The following is a 19,025-nucleotide window of genomic DNA, read 5'->3' as shown; positions in this document are numbered from 1 at the left end:
GATTACCACACCTACTAGTTATAGCGTTAGTAAGTTACTTTTTAATTGTATTATTTTTCAAAATAAGGGACAAGACATATATGTAAAAATAAATGACTCATTCGTGTGTAAAGTGAGGGGCAATGAGCAAATAAAGATTGATTTTACTCATAGTAAAGAAAAATTATGATTTCAAAAAACGGTATGGACATTGCTAACCGTTCTTTTTTTTTATGAATGTATAAAACTTTTCCATAGAGTGCGTCGTCTAATATATGGGAAGGAGGAAATAATGTGGATGAATTAACAGTAGAGATGTTTGAAATAGAAGATAAAGAGGACCTTATCGATGAAATAATGAACAAGTATGGACAAGAAGCCTTACAGCTTGTGTATTCATATGTGAATAATAAAGAGGTTGCGGAGGATTTAACGCAAGATATATTTGTGAAATGCTATAAATCTCTTCATACATATAAAGGGAATTCGAACTTAAAAACATGGTTATGGAGAATTGCAATCAATCACTGTAAGGACTATTTAAAAAGTTGGTATAACAAAAAAGTTATCGTTACAGAGGATGATTTTACATATATGAAGAGTCAAAAAGAAAGTGTGGAACAAACAGTTATTCAAAATGCAGAGGATAGCAGGCTTGCTTCTGCAGTAATGAATTTACCGATAAAATATCGAGAAGTGATTTATCTATTTTATTATGAAGAGTTAGCAATTAAGGAGATTGCTACGATATCCTTACCTTTTATTAGTTATGGATTAACACCAACTGTATTTCATGCGCTTTTAATGGGGATCGTGCTAAGTGTATATCGACGTAAAGATATGTCATTTAGAATGAAGAGGACACCTTGATGATGATCAAGGTGCTTTTGTTATATGTAAAAAGAATTCACTATTATGATTAAGTACAAACGTAAATAGATAATAGGAAGAGGGTTATGATAAATAACCCTCTTTTCGTGTTTAAATAAGTGAACTCGCTTCAATAGAAGTACATAATTCAGAACGAGAGATTGATTCAGCTAGTTGTTGTAAATAGGCGTACTCTTCCACATCTTTTTCAGAAGTGTTAGGATCCAATAAATGAGAAGAAAGAAGTACATCAATTGTCAGTATATCCGAATCATGAGAAATGATTTTATACCCTGCAAATACAGGGCGTTTTAAATCTTTTACTTTTTGAATCATCTGATGGAAATTCGTAACGCTTATATTGATTTTTGCTAATGGAAAGCATTTTTCGGTAGGATTCTCGATGGTCTTTCTAATTTTATAATCGTATACGTAGTAGTACTTTTCTTGCTGCTCAAGTGCTTGTAATTCCTTCGTTAATAAGTGGTATTTATCTGTAAGTCCAGTTGTGAGTGCATCGTTTTCTTCTCCAACTACTAATGTGAAAGGTCTTGGTGATGAAATTGAAATGGTGCGGACGTTTAAATCAATAAAAGTGGGGTTCAATTGTAAAATGGTATGTAATTTTTCGGTAGGAAACTCACCGTCATAAATGGCAATGAAATAATGATTCATTTTTCCACTCCTTATTTTTTTCTAAAATGATATATTCTATTTTAAAGTTGTAAATCCTGCATAAAAAAGAAACACCTTGATTCGTATCAAGGTGTTGTAATAAGTTCAAAGCTCTCTGAAGCAGCCCCGAGTATAAAAGGACTAACCTCGCCAACGCTATAAAGTTGTAATTCATGCATAGCTCGCGTACAAGCAGTGTAAAACAATCTACGAACGCTCTCATCACTGTACACATCTTTAGAAGCATTATAAATAATAACAGCGTCAAATTCGATACCCTTCGCTAAGTAAGCTGGGATCACGACAATGCCTTGCTCATACTCGGCGGAGTTACTTTTCACGAGTTTAATATTCTCGATATGATTAAGTGCTTCGTAGGCAGCGGCACTTTCAGCTGCGGATTTACATATAATTGCGATTGTATTATGCTGTTGTTTTTGAAGTTCAGCAACTTTGGAAGAAATACAGTCGTGCAGTTCGCTATCATTCGCTACTTTCGTTACTGTAGGCTTCTCACCGTCACGTTCAAATGCGTTAATGTTCTTTCCTTCCGGTACGAGAGCACGTGTAAATTCAATAATCGGTTTTGTGGAACGATAGCTACGAGTTAAGTTGATGCCATTTGTTTCATCGGGTCCGTATAAGCTAGTAAGTGTATTGAAATTAACTGTTTCACTCGCATGGGCAAATATCGCTTGGTTAAAGTCTCCGAGTACCGTCATTTTTGCGGCAGGGAAGAGGCGTTTTAAAAACTCGAACTGAAACGGAGAATAATCTTGTGCTTCGTCTACGAGTACGTGTTTAATCGATCTATTCGTTTGGAAGCCTTCAATTAATTCTTTTAAAAGTAAAAATGGAGTTGCATCCTCGTAATATAATTTTCCTTCATCAAGCATGTTCACAGTTAATGAGCAAATGTCGTCCCATTCTTTCGGCTTTTCTCCAGTAACCCATGATGCATCTGTGAAGAGTTGTTTATATATGCCTGTAAAATTGATGAAACGTAATGTTTGAACGCCTTTACGTAACGGTTTCAATTTTTTACGGACAATCATACGCCCAAGTACTTTCGTTTCTTTCTCATAATCATTAAAGGAGTTGTCTTCAAACTCGCCTTTTTTCTGTAAGTATTTATAAGCTTTTTGATATTCATCTTTACTAAGTAATTCAATTTCTTCTTCTACCCACGGCTTTTTCAGTTCTGTTTTTTCGATTGCGTCTATTTGTTTGTTTAGCCAATCCGTTAACTTCTCGATTCTATTATGGAAGCGGAGGGAGGAATCCGTATTATAAAATTGCTCTGTAATTTCTTTAGCAGAGGCAATCAATTTCCCTCTAAATTTCATTCCTCTAAATAGCATGCCTGAAGATTCAAGAGATTGTCTGTACGCTCTAATCATTTCGAAAAATTGAGTAGATGCTTTAAATCGAATGCTCGCATTTCTCGTTTTATAAGCAGGGCTATTCGTTTCAGTTAGCATATATTCTAATTGCTCATAAGGATCCTCAACATCAAATGACTTACTTAGTCTATGGTTTAAATATTCTTGGAATGTGACTTGCTGCATATTTTCTTCGCCGAGTTCTGGCAGTACGTTAGATACGTAACTGTTGAACATAGAGTTAGGGGAGAAGAGAATAATTTGATCCGCTTTTAGCCATTCGCGATATTTATATAGTAAATAGGCGATTCGTTGCAGAGCAGCTGACGTTTTACCACTACCAGCAGCCCCTTGCACGATAAGAAGTCGGCCTTCATCGTGACGGATAATTTCATTTTGCTCGCGCTGAATCGTAGCAACGATGCTTTGCATATGTTTGTTCGTACCTTTTCCAAGCGCCTGTTGCAGAATTTCATCGCCAATTGTAAGGCTCGTATCGAACATAGAATCAATCTCGCCATTTTGAATAATGTACTGTAATTTCTTCTCCACATTACCGCGAACTACGCCTCCTGGTGTTTTGTATTCAGCTGGTCCTGGTGGATAGTCGTAATAAACGCTCGAAATAGGTGCACGCCAGTCGTATATGAGGAAGTTTTCTCCGCTTGCATCGGTAAGCGTAGCGACGCCGATATAAATTTGCTCTGCGGCAGGTTCACCTTCTTCTTTGAAATCAATTCGTCCGAAATAAGGTGCTTTATGCATACGTCTTAATGCGGCAAGTCGATTAAAGGTGTGCTTATGGGTAATTTGTGTGACAGCTAGTGACTGAGCTTGTTGTCTTAAGTTGATAACTGTTTCAAGATAATCATCAAAAGTATCAGTATTCACTTTCACGTCATCCCAGAAATGTTTACGAATATGGATTACTTCTGCCCGGCGTCTGCCAGTTTCGTTTTCCAGTTTATCAATTTGCTGCGTAATCGTTTCGATTACGGTATCCAATCTTTTTTGCTCTAGATCAAGTTTTTTGTTCATACGGTAGCACTCCTTTAAAAGTGAAAAATAGAGGTTGACTGAAGATGTGTTTTGGTGTACAATTAAGATACGGATAAATACGTTCTTTGTGTTTTATAAAATGTGTTTCTGTACTAATTTAACATAGTTTTTTCATTTAATCAATGATAATAAGATAAACCTTGGTTCCATGCTACGTGGATCAAGGTTTTTTTGTTTTTGTAGAGGGAGTCACGCTTGTTGTCGGTAAGTCGATATATTTCGAAAATCGCTGATATAATTCATTCAGAGGACCAACTATATAATTTCATTTACCGAATCTGGATATAACTCCCGAGAGAAGAGGGTATACAAAAAAGCTCAGGCCTAAGCCCGAGCTTTTTATTTCATTATTTCTTTTCTTCTTTTTTCTCGTCAGCTTTTTTCTCTTCGAAAAGATCTTTCAAATCTTTATCGTCAACTTTTACGTCAGCTTTTTTGATTTCTTTCATCATAAGATCATTCATGAATGCGCCATCTTGCATTTTCTTCGCAATTAGTTCTTTTTTGATGTCAGCTTTAGATTGTTCGAATGATTTTTCTGGCTCTTTAATGTCTGTAACTTTAATGATGTGGTAACCGAATTGTGTTTTTACAGGTTCGCTTACTTCATCTTTTTTCAGTTTATAAGCAGCATCTTCGAATTCTTTAACCATTTTACCATGTTCGAAGAATCCTAAGTCTCCGCCTTTTTCTTTTGAACCAGTATCTTCAGAGTATTGTTTCGCTAACTCTTCGAAAGATTTACCTTGTCCAAGTTCTTCTTTAACCTTTTTCGCAGTAGCTTCATCTTTTACAAGAATGTGGCTTGCTTTAATTTGAGGCTTGTAGTTGTCTTTTAATTCTTTATCAGTGATTGTTTTTTCAATTGCTTTTTCTTGAGCTAGAGAGGCACGGATAGTATTTTTAAATGTTTCTTCTTTCATGCCTTGTTGTTTTAATAGTGTATCGAATTGATCACCAACTTGTTTTTTCGTTTCATCGAATCTTTTGTCTACATCTTTGTCTTCAACTTTGTAGTTTTTAATAAGTACTTTTTCCATAACCATGTTATTTAGTACTTGTTTACCAGCTTGTGTTTTCATTTGATTGTAGAACTCTTCTTTTGTAATGTCACCAGCTTTAGATGTAACGATTTTGTCTGATGATGATGTTCCACATGCTGATAATGCGATTACACTTGTTGCGGCTAAGGCAAGCATAGCTTTCTTCATTCGATAAACACTCCTACTATTATGTATTTTTAATTTATCCTACACCAATGAACTTAAGTTCATAAGAGCCCGATTAAGTCTCACTGATACTTTTGCTTTTTATATTGTCAAAGCGCGCTTAACAGGGCTTACCGAGGCTGAGGATAAAGTTTTGATGAATGTTATTTGTTCTATAGTATAAGCAATATGTACAAAGTTTAATATATCATATTTCGACTCGTTTTCATATTGATAAAGAAAAATTAACCATATCGTGTCAGATTTTGAAAGTGTGCCATATTGGGCGTATGCCGCATATACAGAATAGAGGAGGGGATGGGGATGAATTCTCAACTTATTTTATTACTTGTACTGTTTATTTTATTGGTTATAGTAGGTATAATTTGCTTATAGAGGAAAAAAGTGAGGAAGGGGCTTTCCTTCCTCACTTTCCATGAAATATAATTTCTATATAACTAGAAATTAATAAAATTGTTATACATACATTAATAACCCGAAAGACACCGGGCTGGCGGCTCGCAGCTATTTGTTTTCGTTCACACAGTGTATGTGTCATGAAATTCGTGTAAAATATAACAAGAAGTGCGAATGCGACAAAAACAACTGTTATAAGTGTCATGAGGCGAGACCTCCTTTTGGCTAAAATACATATACTTTATATATTGTATCATACGATATTTTGTTCGTGTTATAAAATTCAGAAATAGAAGACTTTGTGTTAGAAAGTGAGGGAGAAAATGGACGTTGTTAGAAGATTAGAACAAGCTGAATACTACGTAGACCTACTATTTAAAATGATTGATGAAGAAAAGTGTCCATTTTATTCTTTAATCATAAAGAAAAAAGTTCGTAAAAAAGATATTGAACGTATACTGAAACTTTGTGAAACATTGAACGAACAATATGTAGCGGAGAAAGCAGAAGGCCTTTTATTGTTCGATGCGCTGTTAGATCAATTTGAAAAAGCGCTTCCACATCAGCTCGAAGTAAACGAAACTGCGGAAGCGCTAGCAAAACAAGGTTTATTTAACCCACTTATGAATGAATTCTTACGCATGAGTGCGAAAAAATAAATAGATTATTTCTTAACTAACTTCTGATCGGATTCCGTAAAATTCTCCTCAATATCTTCTAATGATTTCTCAAAAATATCGATGAAGTCTTGTCCGTAAATATTGCGCAAGATAGCAATCAGCTCGATATTTTCTGGGAACTTCCCATAAAAATTACGAAGTGCAAGAGCCCCATTAAACACTGAATTACTTTCAGGGTCATACTCCTCCATTAAGCGAAGTAGTAATGCTTCCCCTTTATCTGTAATTTCAATGTACGTATTTCGTTTATCATCCTCTTTTTTCGAGAATACAAGATAGCCGCGTTCCTCAAGCTTTTTCGAGAAGTTAAATGCCGTTGATACGTGCATAACTCCAAACTTAGCAATCTCAGAAATAGAGGCCCCTTTTAAATGATAAGCGATTGTTAAAATATGATGTTCATTAATATTTAAATCGTAAGGCTTAATCCACATTTGCCAATCTTTCTCTACACATTTCCATAACGCTTTCGATAATTGAGCAATGCGTTGGCTGAAAATCATCGCTTCTTTTACCGAGTAATCTTTTTCTCCACTTTTCATTTACTCACCCACTTTAACATTCTTTTTCATTACTATCTATTATGCCAGTAAAATAAAAATTAATAAAGTCTTTTTGTGAGAATTGTGAAAATTTTTTGGAAAAATGACATTCTATACAAATCATGCATAACTATGGAAGCGGTTTATGAGTCGTGAGTACATGTGTTGTCCTTACATGTTAATCGCTAACATATATTGTAAATGCATAAAAACACGGCATATCTATGTGATATGCCGTGTTAGGGTCAATTTATATAAAAAATATTTGTTATATGCAAAAACTAAGCAGGAATTTGTTTACGCTTTTTCTGGAACGGCTTCTTGTAGTTTCTCAATTGACTTTTGAATGTCCAAAATTTCTTTTTCAATATGGCGCTTGTTTTGAGAAATATCTTGTTTCCAGTTAGAAAGCGTGTCTTGCATGTCGTCTTTTAATTCTTGAAACACTTCTTTACCTTCTGAAGCAGTTTCAACGATTTGACGCTTTAATAACTTTGTATCAGCTGTAATATCAGCTAAAGTCTTTTTAATATCATTTCCTTTTTCTTTTAACTTGCCGCGCATGGCTTTGCCAGAAGAAGGAGTAGAGAAAAGAACTGCTAATCCAGCAACTGCTCCGCCGCAAAGGACACCTGTAATAAAGGATTTAGCTTTTGACATAAAAAGAGACCTCCTTATTTTTCGTTCGTATTCATGATGTGAAATAGTATGCATATCTTTAAAACAAGAGAAAGAAAAGAGAACTTTTCCTTCTTGTAAGTGCGCTATGCACAGAAAAGTATACCCCGGTATATGGAGTGAAGAAACAAGCCTTGCAATATGTAATTACTTCGGGGAATCGGCTTGTTATGTATTACGTCTTCTTATAGTGTCACTATTTCACACTATTTGCAATTGTGCTTGCGATGTTTTGTAAATTTTCCATTGTATATTCATTTTGGTGTGATTTCCAAACGGCACCGAAACCATCGTTTTCACCGTAGCGTGGAATTAAATGAAGGTGGAAGTGGAACACAGTTTGTCCAGCTTTTTCACCGTTATTGTTAAGTAGGTTAAAGCCAACTGGATTAAACTCTGCTTTAATCGCATTTGCGATTTTCGGAACGACAGAAAAAATATGTGATGCGATTTCTGGCGTTAACGCAAAAATGTCTTGTTTGTGAACTTTCGGAATAACAAGAGTATGTCCTTTTGTTACTTGACTAATATCTAAAAATGCAAGCACATGTTCATCTTCGTATACTTTTGAGCAAGGGATTTGCCCATCAATAATTTTACAAAAAATACAATTGTCCGCTGTATGATTCATCGATCTCATCCTTTCAAATAGCCTTAGCCGTATTTTACCATAATTATATAGGAGAACAAACACGAAAAACAGGAAGCTGACTCAGCTTCCTGTTTTCTGAAGAGGGATTGAAAAAGCATTATCGTAATTTACGTTTCGCAGACACCCCATTTATTTAAGAAATGCATGGTAAATCGGCTAAAGTTTCTGCCGTAGACACCCCATTTTCAAGTGAAATGAATTGCAATCTTTTTAAAATGAAATTGTTTATTTTTTAAAACAGTATATGCTCTTTCGGAGACACCCCGTTTCGAAAATGAAACAAATAATCTGGTTATGTGTAAATTTCATTGTCCAACATGGACACCCCATTTCATGATGACTTCACTATGTTGTTATACTCATCAATTGGTGGTTGCTTTTTCAATGTGTTCCTTCTTCACTAATTATGATGTCCGCTTTCGTAAAAATATATGCTAACAAATTTAAATTTTTTTTGAACACATCGATACTATGTAGTACAGCGCAATTTTTGGTAAGATGAATATAGAATGAATACTAATGAAGAAAGTGGTGTCGTATGAGCGAGTTATTGCGTGTAGAAAATGTTACAGGAGGATATACGAAACGACCTGTATTAAAAGACGTTTCGTTCTCTGTTAATAAAGGCGAACTTGTCGGCTTAATCGGTTTAAATGGGGCTGGTAAAAGTACGACGATTAAACATATTATCGGTTTAATGGAACCGAAAAAAGGAACTGTCACAATTAATGGGAAAACAATTCGTGATGATATGACAGCGTACCGTTCTAGCTTTTCATTCATTCCAGAAACACCGGTATTATATGATGAGCTAACGCTAGAAGAGCATTTGAAATTAACAGCGATGGCGTACGGTGTCGATGAAAAACAGTACGAAGAACGTGTAGGACAACTATTACAAGAATTTCGTATGAAAAATCGTTTAAAATGGTTTCCATCTCATTTCTCAAAAGGGATGAAACAAAAGGTAATGATTATGAGTGCATTTTTAGTGGAGCCATCTCTTTACATAGTAGACGAACCTTTCGTTGGACTGGATCCGTTAGCGATTCAATCTCTACTTCAAATGATGGATCAAATGAAAAAGAGTGGCGCAGGTATTTTAATGAGTACACATATTTTAGCGACGGCAGAGCGTTATTGTGATTCGTTCATTATTTTACATCAAGGCGAAGTAAGAGCGATGGGAACATTATCTGAACTGCAATCACAGTTTAATATGCCAGGTGCAACGTTAGATGATATTTATATTGCCTTAACAAAGGAAGAAGATTATGAATAGCACAGCACTATGGAAAGAACGATTTCGTCACTTTCTAAAAGAAGTTCGTACATATAGTAAATACGTATTTAACGATCATTTGAAATTTATTTTCGTGTTTATCATCGGTGCGGGGGCGTATTATTACCAGCAATGGTTACAAACGTTAACACCTTCGTTTCCAACTGCGCTCGTGATGGCAGTGTTAATTGGACTAGTTTTAACAGCTGGATCAATGCAAACGCTATTAAAAGAAGCGGACCTTGTTTACTTACTGCCAGTTGAAGAGAAGTTAAAGCCTTACTTCACAAAGGCCTTTCTCTTTACGTTTATGATTCAGTTATACATAATCGCAATCGTAGCAGCTGCGCTTGCCCCGTTATACTTCCAGCAAATGAAGCAAACAGGAGCGGCTTACATATGGATTGTAATCGCGTTTGTCATTGTGAAAGCTTGGAATTTATTTATAGCGTGGGAAAAGTCCTTTTTAACAGATCAAAATGTACAAAAGGCGGATTGGTTCATACGTTTTATCTTAAACGGTTTATTTGTATATTTCCTTGTAGAACGTACTTCAGTTCTTTTTATTGGCGGAATTGTTCTATTCATGGTGTTATACCTTGCTATCATGCATCAAATGGTGAAAGGGAAGCCGCTGAACTGGGAGTATTTAATTTCTGAAGAAGGTAAAAAGATGATGTTACTGTACCGCATCGCGAATATGTTCGTTGATGTACCGGCATTAAAAGAGAGAGTATCCCGCAAGAAATGGCTTGATTTCATTCTTTCGATCATTGGTGAAAAACGTACATATTTATACTTATATACGAGAACGTTTTTACGATCTGGCAACTATTTTGGCTTATATGTGCGCTTACTCGCTCTTGGCGGAATTATTCTTTACTTCATTCCGTTTTTATATGGACGATTTATCGTAAGCCTTATTTTCCTATACTTAATCGGTTATCAGCTATTAACTTTATGGAAACATCACCGCATGAAGATTTGGCTTGATTTGTATCCAGTAGGGGGAGAAGAGAAAAAGAAAGATTTTCTTACATTATTAAGTGCCATTTTAATTATCGGCAGCATGATATTTACAATTGTATTTGCACTGGCAACGAAAGATTTCATAATGACAGGAATTTTACTAATCGTAAGCATATTATTTAGTATCGGTTTCGTTTATCAATATGGTGCAAAGCGCATTGAGCGTTTAAATTGAAAGGAATGAACCTATGATTACATATGAAGAAAAGGTTATAAAAGAGTTGGAGCAGTGGAAAGCTACATTCATGAAAGATTCTTCTATGATGACACGGTTCTCAAAGAAAGTGCAGTTGAAAGTACAACAGCTCATTCCAGCGAAAGTACAAAAAGTATTAACAGAAACGATTCGGATGATGGTGCAAACGATTAGCGCCGGATCAAACTTTATAAAGCCGAAACTAAAAGAAACGACTTGGTCGCTGCAAAGACGTGACGATGAAGTTCGTAAAAAAATGGACGAATATAAAAAAGTAGCGGCGGCAGAAGGGGCGGGGACGGGAGCTGGCGGTATTCTTCTCGGTCTTGCTGATTTCCCGCTCCTTCTTACAATTAAAATTAAATTTTTGTTTGATGCAGCAACATTGTACGGATTTGATACGAGTAAACAAGAAGAGCGCCTCTTTATCCTTCACGTTTTCCAACTTGCTTTTTCAAGTGATGATCATCGAAAAGAAGTATGGAAAGCAATTGAAACGTGGGACACAGAAAAAGAAAATCATATGGACTGGGAAAAGTTCCAAACAGAGTACCGAGATTATATTGATTTAGCGAAGATGCTTCAGCTCGTTCCTGTAATCGGTGCCCCGGTCGGCGCATATGCGAACTATCAATTATTGCAAAGACTCGGAGAAGTGACGATGAATTGTTATCGTATGCGATTGCTGAATAAGGATTAAAAAGAAGGCCTCCTACATGTGTAATGTAGGAGGCTTTTTCTTAGAAGCCAAGTCCGATATAGCTAACCCCAACTATAATTAATACGATAAAAAGTAAAATGATGAATGGGAATCCGCTTTTACCAGCTTCACCGCCGCCAGTTCCGCCGCTACCGCCTTTACCACCAAGTCCCATATGAACATCCTCCTTATTGTTATATATTGCTTTTACTTTATGTTTTTCTACATTTACCAATAACCCCCCTTCTAAAGTGCTAACTAACTTGAAAATCATTTCGTTTCATTTTATAATTCACTTACCGACCGGTAAGTAAAAACAAGTGAGGTACAGTATGACAAAGAATTTACAAACATCGCAGAACATTGTAGAGGCGTCATTTAAACTTATGGCAGAGCACGGTATTGAGAAAATGAGCCTTTCCATGATTGCGAAAGAGGTAGGTATTTCAAAACCGGCCATTTACTATCATTTTTCTTCTAAAGAAGCGTTAGTAGATTTTTTATTTGAAGAAATTTTTTCTGGGTATCATTTCTCTTCTTACTTCGATAAAGATCAATATACGAAAGAAAATTTTGCAAAAAAGTTAATTGCAGATGGTTTACATATGTTGTCTGAGTATGAAGGACAGGAAGGTATATTACGCGTCATAAATGAATTTATCGTAACTGCGGCGCGAAATGAGAAGTATCAGAAACGTTTATTTGAAATACAAGAAGAGTTTTTAAATGGATTTCATGATTTATTAAAGCAAGGTGTAGAACTTGGTATGGCGTCACAACATGCAACAGAAGAGAATGCTCATACGTTAGCGCTCGTTATCGATAATATGAGCAACTACATGCTCATGGGATTCCAGTTAAAGTATAAAGAAATTTGGATTCGAAATGTGAAAAACGTCATAAAGGAGGAATAAAAGTGAAAATGCAAAAAAACTGGTGGCTCGGTTTTCTTGGATTCATTGGAGTGTATAAAATTCCAGGTATGATAGAGGCTTTTCAGGCGGATGGAAGTTGGCTGAAGTTAATCGGTTTCATTTGGTTACTTTGGTTCGGATATTTTATTCCAGAGAAGAAAGATAATTAAATTTCAATTTTCTGTAAAGTTATGTAAAATATAGATTGAGAGTATTCATATATTAGATTACTAGATTTGGAGTGGTTACATGGATCCATTGAAAAATGAAATTCACCCTGACATGGTCAAGGTGTGGAAAACGCGTTCCTTAATTGAGTTAGGAATTAGTATTATCGTCATTTTGGCATATCTTTTCTTTATGATTAAGTTTAATTGGTGGGCTTGGATTTTTTATGTGCTCATCGGATTAACAATTGTATATACGCCGTTTGATTACCTTACATTCCCGAAATTGCGTCAACGTTACTATAGCTACCAACTAAATGAAGAAGAACTTGAAATTCAGCACGGTCTTTTCGTCGTAAAACGTGTATTAGTACCGATGATTCGTGTGCAGCACGTTACGATTGAACAAGGGCCAATTATGAGGAAATACGGATTAGCAGAATTACACATTTCAACAGCGGCGACTTCTCATAGTATCCCAGGCTTAACGATGTATGAGGCAGAAATGTTGAAAACGAAAATCGCAGAATTAGCGAAAGTGAGTGATGAGGATGTATAAGAGGCAGCATCCAATCACGATGTTATTAGAATTAAAAATAACAGATTTTATACCATTTATTATTTTTCTTTTTAGTTTAAAAGGAAAGTTTCCATTTTGGTATTTAGTTCCTATCGGTTTTGCGGTAATCACGATTGTTTCAGCTATCGTAGGCTGGTACTACAAAGTATATTGGGTCGAAAATAACGTATTACATATTAAAGAAGGGCTCTTTGTGAAGAAGGAGAGCTACTTAAATAAAGAACGTGTTCAAACGATTAATACAAGTTCAGGCATGCTGTACCAAGTGTTAGGACTAAAGAAAATTAAAATTGAAACAGCTGGAGGAGGAAATGAACCGGAAGTTAGTTTAGCTGGTATTACGTTAGAAGAGGCAACAAAGCTTATTACAATGTTAAATGAGCCAACCTCGGTAGTAAAAGTAGAAGAAACATCAGAAGAAGTAGTAGTACAAAAAGAAATTATTACAGAGGAAAAACAAACGACAGAGTACAAGTTAACGTGGAAAGAGATTTTAATAGCGTCTGTTACATCTGGTCAATTTGGATTATTATTCTCTTTAATATTCTTCGTTTATAACCAAGTGAACGAGTACATTCCGAAATGGATCAAAAATAGCGTAGAGTCTTATGTTATGGATCACGATATATATGGCTGGATTTACATGGTAGCTATTTTACTTTTCGTTTCTTGGATGATATCTACAATTGGCTACGCGTTAAAACATGGTAATTTCACAGTCAATCGAAAAAATGATGAAGTCCGTATTTCGCAAGGATTACTTGAGAGAAAAGAACTCGTACTAAAATTGCACCGCATTCAAGGGATTACGATAAAAGAAGGTATATTACGTCAACCGTTCGGTTATTGTGCTGTGCAAGTAGAAGTTATTCAAAGTGAAGGAAAAGAAGAAAAAGTTACGCTACATCCTATCATTCGAAAAGATCGCGTGCAACAGTTACTCGCGCATTTACAATTACCATATGATCTGAATACAAATATTATTTCATTACCAAAAGCAGCATTGCGTCGTTACTTAATTGATAGTTTCATCTTCTTCGCAATGCTAACAATCCCGCTTACAGGAATAAGCATATACTTTGAAAAATATTACATCATGTGGGCTTTATTACCGCTCGCAATCCTCATCTTTACACTTGGATACGCAACATTTAAAACAAATGGTTACGGTGTAAACGGAGAACAAATTACAATTGTGTATCGTAGTATTGGAAAATATACAGGACTTGTCAGAAGAAGACACGTGCAGTCAATCGAGAAAACACAATCGTATTTCCAGCACCGCGTAGACTTATGTACGTATAAGTTTTCTAGTGCATCATCGAATTATAAATTAGAGCATACGAGAGTAGAAGATGCAGAGAGAATGCAGGATTGGTATAAGAAGAGAATAAGTGAGGATTAGTTTAAAAAGGCTTGCCTAGTATGATAGGCAGGCTTTTTTTATAGAGAAATAAGTAGTTTACAATTGAACTAAGTTTTCTTTAGTCCAATCCATATATGAGGACTACAGCGCACATAAATGAATATGTATCAGGAAAAAGGAAGAATACTTCTATTTCAGGGAAATTCGTGAAATATTTGATATAAATGGTATACTAATGTAGAAATAATATTAGGAGGCTGTGTATGATAAGTCAGTTGAAAAGAGAAGCACTTGATGCATTAAAAGGAAAATGGGGATTAGCAGTAGGAGCAACCTTATTAATTGGAATTCTTATTGGAGCTGTGGAATTTCTAACCACAGGTATTTTCTCAATGTTTTGGGGTTGGGAAGAAGCAAGTGATTCGCTTACAGTAACTATTATTGCAATGCTTATTATCGGTCCGTTAACAACGGGTGCTTATTACCTAGTTTTAAATGTAATTCGTGGAACTAATGCTAGTATTGGTCATGTATTTAGATGGTTTAGCGATGGAAGTAAGTTTATGAAAGCATTTTTAACATATTTACTAATGTATGTATACGTAATTCTATGGACATTACTTCTTATTATTCCGGGTATTATTAAATCATTTTCTTATTCTATGACGTATTTTATTTTGAATGATCATCCAGAATATACAGCGAATCAAGCAATTACTGAAAGTCGCCGTATGATGAACGGACATAAAATGGATTACTTTTTACTATGCTTAAGTTTCCTTGGCTGGTTCATTTTAAGTATTCTTACTATTGGAATCGGTTTCTTATGGTTAGCACCTTACTTCTATTCGACATCGGCAGCGTTTTATGAAGAGATTTCAAAAGAATATTACAAAAAAGAAGGTACTACTTTCTAATAAAGTGAAACTTTAATCAGTGGGGGGGTCTTCATCCCCACTGATTATTAGTTGAACTAATCGGGCGTTTACGGGCAGTTGATTCCTCACCTAACTTCTTTGCTTTCGCTAAATTTTGAGGTGGGGGTCTTACTGCCCGCAAATAGCGGGATAAAACATCTAAACTGAATATAGGGAGCAGATGGTTTAGATGTTTTGATATGTGTTCTGTTTTGGGATTCACTTCAGGATAAGGTATAGGTTTTTATATAGAAATTCTTCCCTCTATGATTTATCATAGAGGGTTATTTTTTTATGTGAAAATGATAGAAAATAGTGAATAATATATATGAAAGGAAAAAAGTGAGGTGAATGAGAGTGAGCAAATTTTTAATTCCGTATTCATTTTCTATATTAAGTTTCTTTATTTCAGCAACGGCACTTGATTTATATGATAGGATGGGAAAAAATAATGAGATGATTTCGCCGAACATACTTGGAAAGATAATTCAATCTATTTCGCAAATGGGAGTCCTTACATTGTATTTCGGAGTACCTATTATTTTAGGTGGATGTCTTCTTGGTGAGATATTGTTTAGAGGTATCATTTTACGATTTAAATTGAGCTATATTATATCTGTATTATTATATTTACTCTTAGCTTTTAGTATTGTTTTCATAACGGTAGGGATTCCAAATACATATGAAGATTCCAATATTTTTTTCATGGGGATAACTATGATTTGTGCTGTTACATTCTTTGTGGGTCGGGATATATGGGAGAAAAAACAAGTTAGTAATGGAGTGGGAACATGAAATACACTTGTCCGTGTTGTGGGTATAAGGTGAAACTTTAATCAGTGGGGATTTTGTTCATTCCCCACTGATTATTAGCCCTCACCAATCGGGCATTTATGGACAGTTGACCTCCCGCCTAACCCCTTTGTTCTAGCTGAATTTTGAGGTGGGAGTTTTACTGGCCGGCAAATAGCGGGGTAGAACAATAGAAGAAGAACCACCAGGTCCAGAAAAACCGGAAACAACAGATCCAGAGAAGCCTGGAACACCAAATCCAGAAAAACCTGAAAAAGAATTACCGAAGACAGGACAGAAAATGCCTGTGGAACCATATATGGGAGCATTTCTTGTAATGATGAGTTTTGGATTACTCGTATTAGGTAGAAAACAGCAGAGATAATAAAAGTGAAAAGGTATCCTTCAAGTATTTGAGGATACCTTTTTTATTTTATTTGGCATAAAAAAAGCATCTAGCAAAAGTACTAGATGCAAATAAAAATACAAGGGAAGATAAATGTCCTCACGTTTTCATAGTGTTTTGTTGAAAAAAGGGCTATCTATGTAATTAATTTTAACGCGTAAGGAAAGAAGTTTCTTTCCTTACATGTTTGAAGGGGGATAGTCCAACGGTAGGTAGGGAAAATAATGTAAAAAAAAACTATTGTATGTTTAAAAACGTTATGTTACATTTGTGTTACAAATAAGTTACAAAGCGTAACTTTTGTTACGTTTTGTTTTCTTATGTTTTCGATAGATTACGAGTTGTAGTTCGTATTTCCAATCAACTGAGAATATTTAAAGTTGAAGAAATAACAAACTATAAACTAAAAATGGTTTTTCTATGTGTATGAGAGTGTGTAGTAAAGATTTTGAGTGGGAGCTTTATCCGCATTATTAAAATTCCTTTCGGTCTTAAAAGAAGAAGACTACCAACTATTTAGGAGTTTTAAGTAATGATAGTAAATGAAATGTACTTCCTTTCCCGCACACAATGTAGTACATATTTTACTGTTAGTCTAAGTACTACACAGACTTTTATACATATGATGTTATTGTTTTAGGAGTATATAGGGGGAGAGAAAATGAGAAAGTTATTAACGGTAATTGGACTTACATTTTTAATGTTGGCTGGATGTAGTAATGGGAACTTTGAAAAAGCAATGGATGAGGGAAAGACTGCACTAACGAATAAAGAATATAAAACAGCCTTATCGTCATTTGAACGAGCGCTAGATGAGAAAAAAGATGATTCAGATGTAAAAGTACTTGTAGAACAAACGAAAGCAATGATTGAAGCAGTGAAGTTAAAAGAGGAAACAAAGGTAGAAGAGTCAATCAAGTCATTTGAAAAAGTAGAGAGCGTGAAGAATGGAAGTAATACGCTGTTAAAACAAGCGAAGGAAGAACGAACAGCATTACTAGCCATCTTAGAACAAAAAAAGAAATATAGCGAGCAACTGACGAAAAGTGAAGAGTTCATAAGTAAGAAAAATTATGCAGAAGCGAAAGAGATATTAGATAAGCTAGTTTCCGAAACGAAAGGTAACAAGAACTTTGAAGAATATAATAAAAAAGCTATAGGATTAGTTACTAAAATTGGTGAAGAGGAAAAAACTGCAAAGAGTGAAACAGCAGCACCGAAGGCACAAAAAACAGATGCAGGAACGAGTCAAAAAGTGGAGCCTGAAAAGAATCAAAAGGTAGCAACAGAAAAGAACCAAAAAACAGAGACAGAGAAGAATCAAAAGGTAGAGACAGGAAAGAATCAAGATGCATTTACTTTTGAGAAAGCTAAAGAATATATTAAAAATGAATATAAAGAAGAATATGATTACACGCTAGAGAATACGCAAGTAGAAAATGGAAAGAAATATTATCAAATAAGAGTGCGTACGACATATAAAATAGAAGGTGCAGCTGGATCAGGATTTACTGGTGTATTCAAAGTATTCGAAGATGGTACAATTGTTGAAGTGCACTAGATTGATGAAAAGAATATGATACAAAACAGTAATCTGTCAAAAATAGAGATAATAAAAAGGTATCCTTCAAGTACGAGGATACCTTTTTCCATTTTAAATCGTTCTTTATGACTAATCTTTAATTATTAATCCCAATAATGTTGCAAACTGAATAGCTTGATATGATGATACTTTACATCCTCTTAGATTGTTCACTGAAACGGTAAGTGTATCAAAATTAGAAGAACTAATATCTATTCCCTTCAGTGATGTTTGATCAAAATTTGCTTCGTCAAGGCTACATGAATTGAATTCAACTTTTTTTAGTTTACAGTCAAAAAAATCTGCATTATTTAATGAAGTTTCATTAAATATGATCTTTTCTAGTTTAGAATTTCCAAGTGAAGCTAAATTCAAAATTGAATTTTCAAATGTAACATTTCCTAAGCTAGATTCCGTAAAATTAACGCCAATTAATTTACTGTTTTTAAATTCGACTCTGTGAACAGAAGAGTTACTTAAATTAACATTTGATAAATCGCAGTTCTCAAAACAAACATCTGTAATATCAATATTGCTAAAGTCTGTATTGGTAAACTTACAATTTTTTATCACTGCATTATATAAACGCACTCTATCTACAGATTCATTTTCAAAAGTGGAATCGATGATTTCACACATTTCTAATGTTGAATCTTCTTCATAAAAAATATCATGAAAATTCTTTAAAGATAACTCTGGCGAAATTTTTGGTCTATCAATTTTCATATTATATCCTTCTTTCATTGAATTAGTTAGCTAGAAAAAGTGTATCATCTATTTTAACCTCTTTTTTAAATAAATTCGATGATTGTAATGGCACCTAGTAACTTTTCTAAGACTGCCAAGTTGATTTTTAAACTCACTTATTTATAATCTTTTCTTTTAAGATTTCCATATTTTACACGACCCATCTTTTATTATCCTTCCACTAACTTTAACGATAAAATAATAA

The 19,025-nt window shown here is 34.8% G+C and carries 21 protein-coding genes and 1 pseudogene; 13 read left to right on the top strand and 9 right to left on the bottom strand.

Annotated elements, in window-relative coordinates:
• The first annotated feature begins 273 nt into the window (after positions 1–273).
• The gene (locus JDS95_RS11830) at positions 274–849 is read left to right on the top strand and encodes a sigma-70 family RNA polymerase sigma factor (protein ID WP_000344028.1); all 576 of its coding nucleotides are present in this window, start codon (positions 274–276) and stop codon (positions 847–849) included.
• A 111-nt stretch (positions 850–960) separates the two neighbouring features.
• Here the strand turns inward: JDS95_RS11830 and JDS95_RS11825 are convergent, their stop codons facing one another.
• From JDS95_RS11825 to JDS95_RS11810, 4 genes are all read right to left on the bottom strand, one after another.
• Positions 961–1,524 carry a hypothetical protein gene (locus JDS95_RS11825; RefSeq protein ID WP_001017088.1) on the bottom strand — a complete coding sequence of 188 codons (564 nt, stop codon included), beginning with the start codon at positions 1,522–1,524 and terminating at the stop codon, positions 961–963.
• 86 nt (positions 1,525–1,610) lie between these two features.
• Positions 1,611–3,944, bottom strand: a complete 2,334-nt coding sequence (gene helD / locus JDS95_RS11820) for an RNA polymerase recycling motor HelD (protein WP_001035447.1) — start codon at positions 3,942–3,944, stop codon at positions 1,611–1,613.
• 368 nt (positions 3,945–4,312) lie between these two features.
• Positions 4,313–5,176: a peptidylprolyl isomerase PrsA gene (prsA, locus tag JDS95_RS11815; RefSeq protein WP_000710077.1), complete on the bottom strand. Its 864-nt coding sequence runs from the start codon at positions 5,174–5,176 to the stop codon at positions 4,313–4,315.
• A gap of 424 nt (positions 5,177–5,600) precedes the next feature.
• Entirely contained in the window at positions 5,601–5,795 is a 195-nt protein-coding gene (locus JDS95_RS11810; RefSeq protein ID WP_000172690.1) for a hypothetical protein, read from the bottom strand.
• A gap of 118 nt (positions 5,796–5,913) precedes the next feature.
• Here JDS95_RS11810 and JDS95_RS11805 point away from each other — a divergent pair, with 118 nt between their 5' ends.
• Positions 5,914–6,249, top strand: a complete 336-nt coding sequence (locus JDS95_RS11805) for a DUF1878 family protein (RefSeq protein WP_085450082.1) — start codon at positions 5,914–5,916, stop codon at positions 6,247–6,249.
• Positions 6,250–6,254: 5 nt separating this feature from the next.
• Here the strand turns inward: JDS95_RS11805 and JDS95_RS11800 are convergent, their stop codons facing one another.
• From JDS95_RS11800 to JDS95_RS11790, 3 genes are all read right to left on the bottom strand, one after another.
• On the bottom strand, positions 6,255–6,812 hold the full coding sequence (locus JDS95_RS11800; protein ID WP_000834917.1) for an HTH-type transcriptional regulator Hpr: 558 nt from the start codon (positions 6,810–6,812) through the stop codon (positions 6,255–6,257).
• A gap of 297 nt (positions 6,813–7,109) precedes the next feature.
• A complete protein-coding gene (locus JDS95_RS11795) occupies positions 7,110–7,472 on the bottom strand; it encodes a YtxH domain-containing protein (RefSeq protein WP_000030306.1) in 363 nt (120 codons plus the stop codon).
• Positions 7,473–7,686: 214 nt separating this feature from the next.
• Positions 7,687–8,121 carry an HIT family protein gene (locus tag JDS95_RS11790; RefSeq protein WP_001016840.1) on the bottom strand — a complete coding sequence of 145 codons (435 nt, stop codon included), beginning with the start codon at positions 8,119–8,121 and terminating at the stop codon, positions 7,687–7,689.
• A gap of 559 nt (positions 8,122–8,680) precedes the next feature.
• On the opposite strand from JDS95_RS11790, the gene ecsA reads away from it, so the two are divergent.
• From ecsA to ecsC, 3 genes are read left to right on the top strand one after another with little or no spacing between them, the layout of a single operon-like run.
• Positions 8,681–9,424, top strand: a complete 744-nt coding sequence (gene ecsA / locus JDS95_RS11785) for an ABC transporter ATP-binding protein EcsA (RefSeq protein WP_001292604.1) — start codon at positions 8,681–8,683, stop codon at positions 9,422–9,424.
• On the top strand, positions 9,417–10,628 hold the full coding sequence (ecsB, locus tag JDS95_RS11780) for an ABC transporter permease EcsB (RefSeq protein ID WP_085450081.1): 1,212 nt from the start codon (positions 9,417–9,419) through the stop codon (positions 10,626–10,628). Before ecsA ends, ecsB begins: the two co-directional genes overlap by 8 nt.
• Before the next feature lie 13 nt (positions 10,629–10,641).
• Positions 10,642–11,349 (top strand): ecs operon protein EcsC, encoded by a 708-nt coding sequence (ecsC, locus tag JDS95_RS11775; protein WP_000634121.1) that lies wholly within the window; start codon positions 10,642–10,644, stop codon positions 11,347–11,349.
• A gap of 40 nt (positions 11,350–11,389) precedes the next feature.
• Here ecsC and yjcZ read toward each other — a convergent pair whose 3' ends face one another.
• Positions 11,390–11,524, bottom strand: coding sequence for a sporulation protein YjcZ (yjcZ, locus tag JDS95_RS11770; protein ID WP_085450189.1), 135 nt, complete (start codon positions 11,522–11,524; stop codon positions 11,390–11,392).
• Between the two features lie 157 nt (positions 11,525–11,681).
• Here yjcZ and JDS95_RS11765 point away from each other — a divergent pair, with 157 nt between their 5' ends.
• From JDS95_RS11765 to JDS95_RS11730, 8 genes and pseudogenes are all read left to right on the top strand, one after another.
• Positions 11,682–12,263 carry a TetR/AcrR family transcriptional regulator gene (locus JDS95_RS11765; RefSeq protein WP_016107977.1) on the top strand — a complete coding sequence of 194 codons (582 nt, stop codon included), beginning with the start codon at positions 11,682–11,684 and terminating at the stop codon, positions 12,261–12,263.
• A 2-nt stretch (positions 12,264–12,265) separates the two neighbouring features.
• Positions 12,266–12,433 carry a hypothetical protein gene (locus JDS95_RS11760; RefSeq protein WP_000783814.1) on the top strand — a complete coding sequence of 56 codons (168 nt, stop codon included), beginning with the start codon at positions 12,266–12,268 and terminating at the stop codon, positions 12,431–12,433.
• 79 nt (positions 12,434–12,512) lie between these two features.
• Positions 12,513–12,989: a PH domain-containing protein gene (locus JDS95_RS11755; RefSeq protein ID WP_016107978.1), complete on the top strand. Its 477-nt coding sequence runs from the start codon at positions 12,513–12,515 to the stop codon at positions 12,987–12,989.
• Positions 12,982–14,415 carry a PH domain-containing protein gene (locus JDS95_RS11750; RefSeq protein WP_000278180.1) on the top strand — a complete coding sequence of 478 codons (1,434 nt, stop codon included), beginning with the start codon at positions 12,982–12,984 and terminating at the stop codon, positions 14,413–14,415. The genes JDS95_RS11755 and JDS95_RS11750 overlap by 8 nt, the downstream gene beginning before the upstream one ends.
• A 224-nt stretch (positions 14,416–14,639) precedes the next feature.
• Positions 14,640–15,293: a DUF975 family protein gene (locus JDS95_RS11745; RefSeq protein ID WP_000625392.1), complete on the top strand. Its 654-nt coding sequence runs from the start codon at positions 14,640–14,642 to the stop codon at positions 15,291–15,293.
• A 351-nt stretch (positions 15,294–15,644) separates the two neighbouring features.
• A complete protein-coding gene (locus tag JDS95_RS11740; RefSeq protein WP_002038107.1) occupies positions 15,645–16,088 on the top strand; it encodes a hypothetical protein in 444 nt (147 codons plus the stop codon).
• A gap of 202 nt (positions 16,089–16,290) precedes the next feature.
• A pseudogene (locus JDS95_RS31840) lies at positions 16,291–16,470 on the top strand (LPXTG cell wall anchor domain-containing protein); the annotation flags it as partial.
• 682 nt (positions 16,471–17,152) lie between these two features.
• Positions 17,153–18,052 carry a hypothetical protein gene (locus tag JDS95_RS11730; protein ID WP_085450080.1) on the top strand — a complete coding sequence of 300 codons (900 nt, stop codon included), beginning with the start codon at positions 17,153–17,155 and terminating at the stop codon, positions 18,050–18,052.
• A 111-nt stretch (positions 18,053–18,163) separates the two neighbouring features.
• Here JDS95_RS11730 and JDS95_RS11725 read toward each other — a convergent pair whose 3' ends face one another.
• A complete protein-coding gene (locus JDS95_RS11725; protein WP_000687251.1) occupies positions 18,164–18,799 on the bottom strand; it encodes a pentapeptide repeat-containing protein in 636 nt (211 codons plus the stop codon).
• Positions 18,800–19,025: the final 226 nt, after the last annotated feature.

Source organism: Bacillus cereus group sp. N24, from assembly GCF_016483345.1.
GTDB lineage: Bacteria > Bacillota > Bacilli > Bacillales > Bacillaceae_G > Bacillus_A > Bacillus_A toyonensis.
This window is presented reverse-complemented; position numbering and strand designations above follow the sequence as displayed.

Bases quoted from the DNA above. Each gene is read 5' to 3' on its own strand.
- JDS95_RS11740 (WP_002038107.1), top strand. From the start codon at position 15,645: ATGAGAGTGAGCAAATTTTTAATTCCGTATTCATTTTCTATATTAAGT.
- JDS95_RS11805 (WP_085450082.1), top strand. From the start codon at position 5,914: ATGGACGTTGTTAGAAGATTAGAACAAGCTGAATACTACGTAGACCTA.
- JDS95_RS11795 (WP_000030306.1), bottom strand. From the start codon at position 7,472: ATGTCAAAAGCTAAATCCTTTATTACAGGTGTCCTTTGCGGCGGAGCA.
- ecsB (WP_085450081.1), top strand. From the start codon at position 9,417: ATGAATAGCACAGCACTATGGAAAGAACGATTTCGTCACTTTCTAAAA.
- JDS95_RS11745 (WP_000625392.1), top strand. From the start codon at position 14,640: ATGATAAGTCAGTTGAAAAGAGAAGCACTTGATGCATTAAAAGGAAAA.
- JDS95_RS11765 (WP_016107977.1), top strand. From the start codon at position 11,682: ATGACAAAGAATTTACAAACATCGCAGAACATTGTAGAGGCGTCATTT.
- JDS95_RS11750 (WP_000278180.1), top strand. From the start codon at position 12,982: ATGTATAAGAGGCAGCATCCAATCACGATGTTATTAGAATTAAAAATA.
- prsA (WP_000710077.1), bottom strand. From the start codon at position 5,176: ATGAAGAAAGCTATGCTTGCCTTAGCCGCAACAAGTGTAATCGCATTA.
- ecsA (WP_001292604.1), top strand. From the start codon at position 8,681: ATGAGCGAGTTATTGCGTGTAGAAAATGTTACAGGAGGATATACGAAA.
- ecsC (WP_000634121.1), top strand. From the start codon at position 10,642: ATGATTACATATGAAGAAAAGGTTATAAAAGAGTTGGAGCAGTGGAAA.
- JDS95_RS11810 (WP_000172690.1), bottom strand. From the start codon at position 5,795: ATGACACTTATAACAGTTGTTTTTGTCGCATTCGCACTTCTTGTTATA.
- JDS95_RS11800 (WP_000834917.1), bottom strand. From the start codon at position 6,812: ATGAAAAGTGGAGAAAAAGATTACTCGGTAAAAGAAGCGATGATTTTC.
- JDS95_RS11825 (WP_001017088.1), bottom strand. From the start codon at position 1,524: ATGAATCATTATTTCATTGCCATTTATGACGGTGAGTTTCCTACCGAA.
- JDS95_RS11790 (WP_001016840.1), bottom strand. From the start codon at position 8,121: ATGAATCATACAGCGGACAATTGTATTTTTTGTAAAATTATTGATGGG.
- JDS95_RS11725 (WP_000687251.1), bottom strand. From the start codon at position 18,799: ATGAAAATTGATAGACCAAAAATTTCGCCAGAGTTATCTTTAAAGAAT.
- JDS95_RS11730 (WP_085450080.1), top strand. From the start codon at position 17,153: ATGAGAAAGTTATTAACGGTAATTGGACTTACATTTTTAATGTTGGCT.
- yjcZ (WP_085450189.1), bottom strand. From the start codon at position 11,524: ATGGGACTTGGTGGTAAAGGCGGTAGCGGCGGAACTGGCGGCGGTGAA.
- helD (WP_001035447.1), bottom strand. From the start codon at position 3,944: ATGAACAAAAAACTTGATCTAGAGCAAAAAAGATTGGATACCGTAATC.
- JDS95_RS11755 (WP_016107978.1), top strand. From the start codon at position 12,513: ATGGATCCATTGAAAAATGAAATTCACCCTGACATGGTCAAGGTGTGG.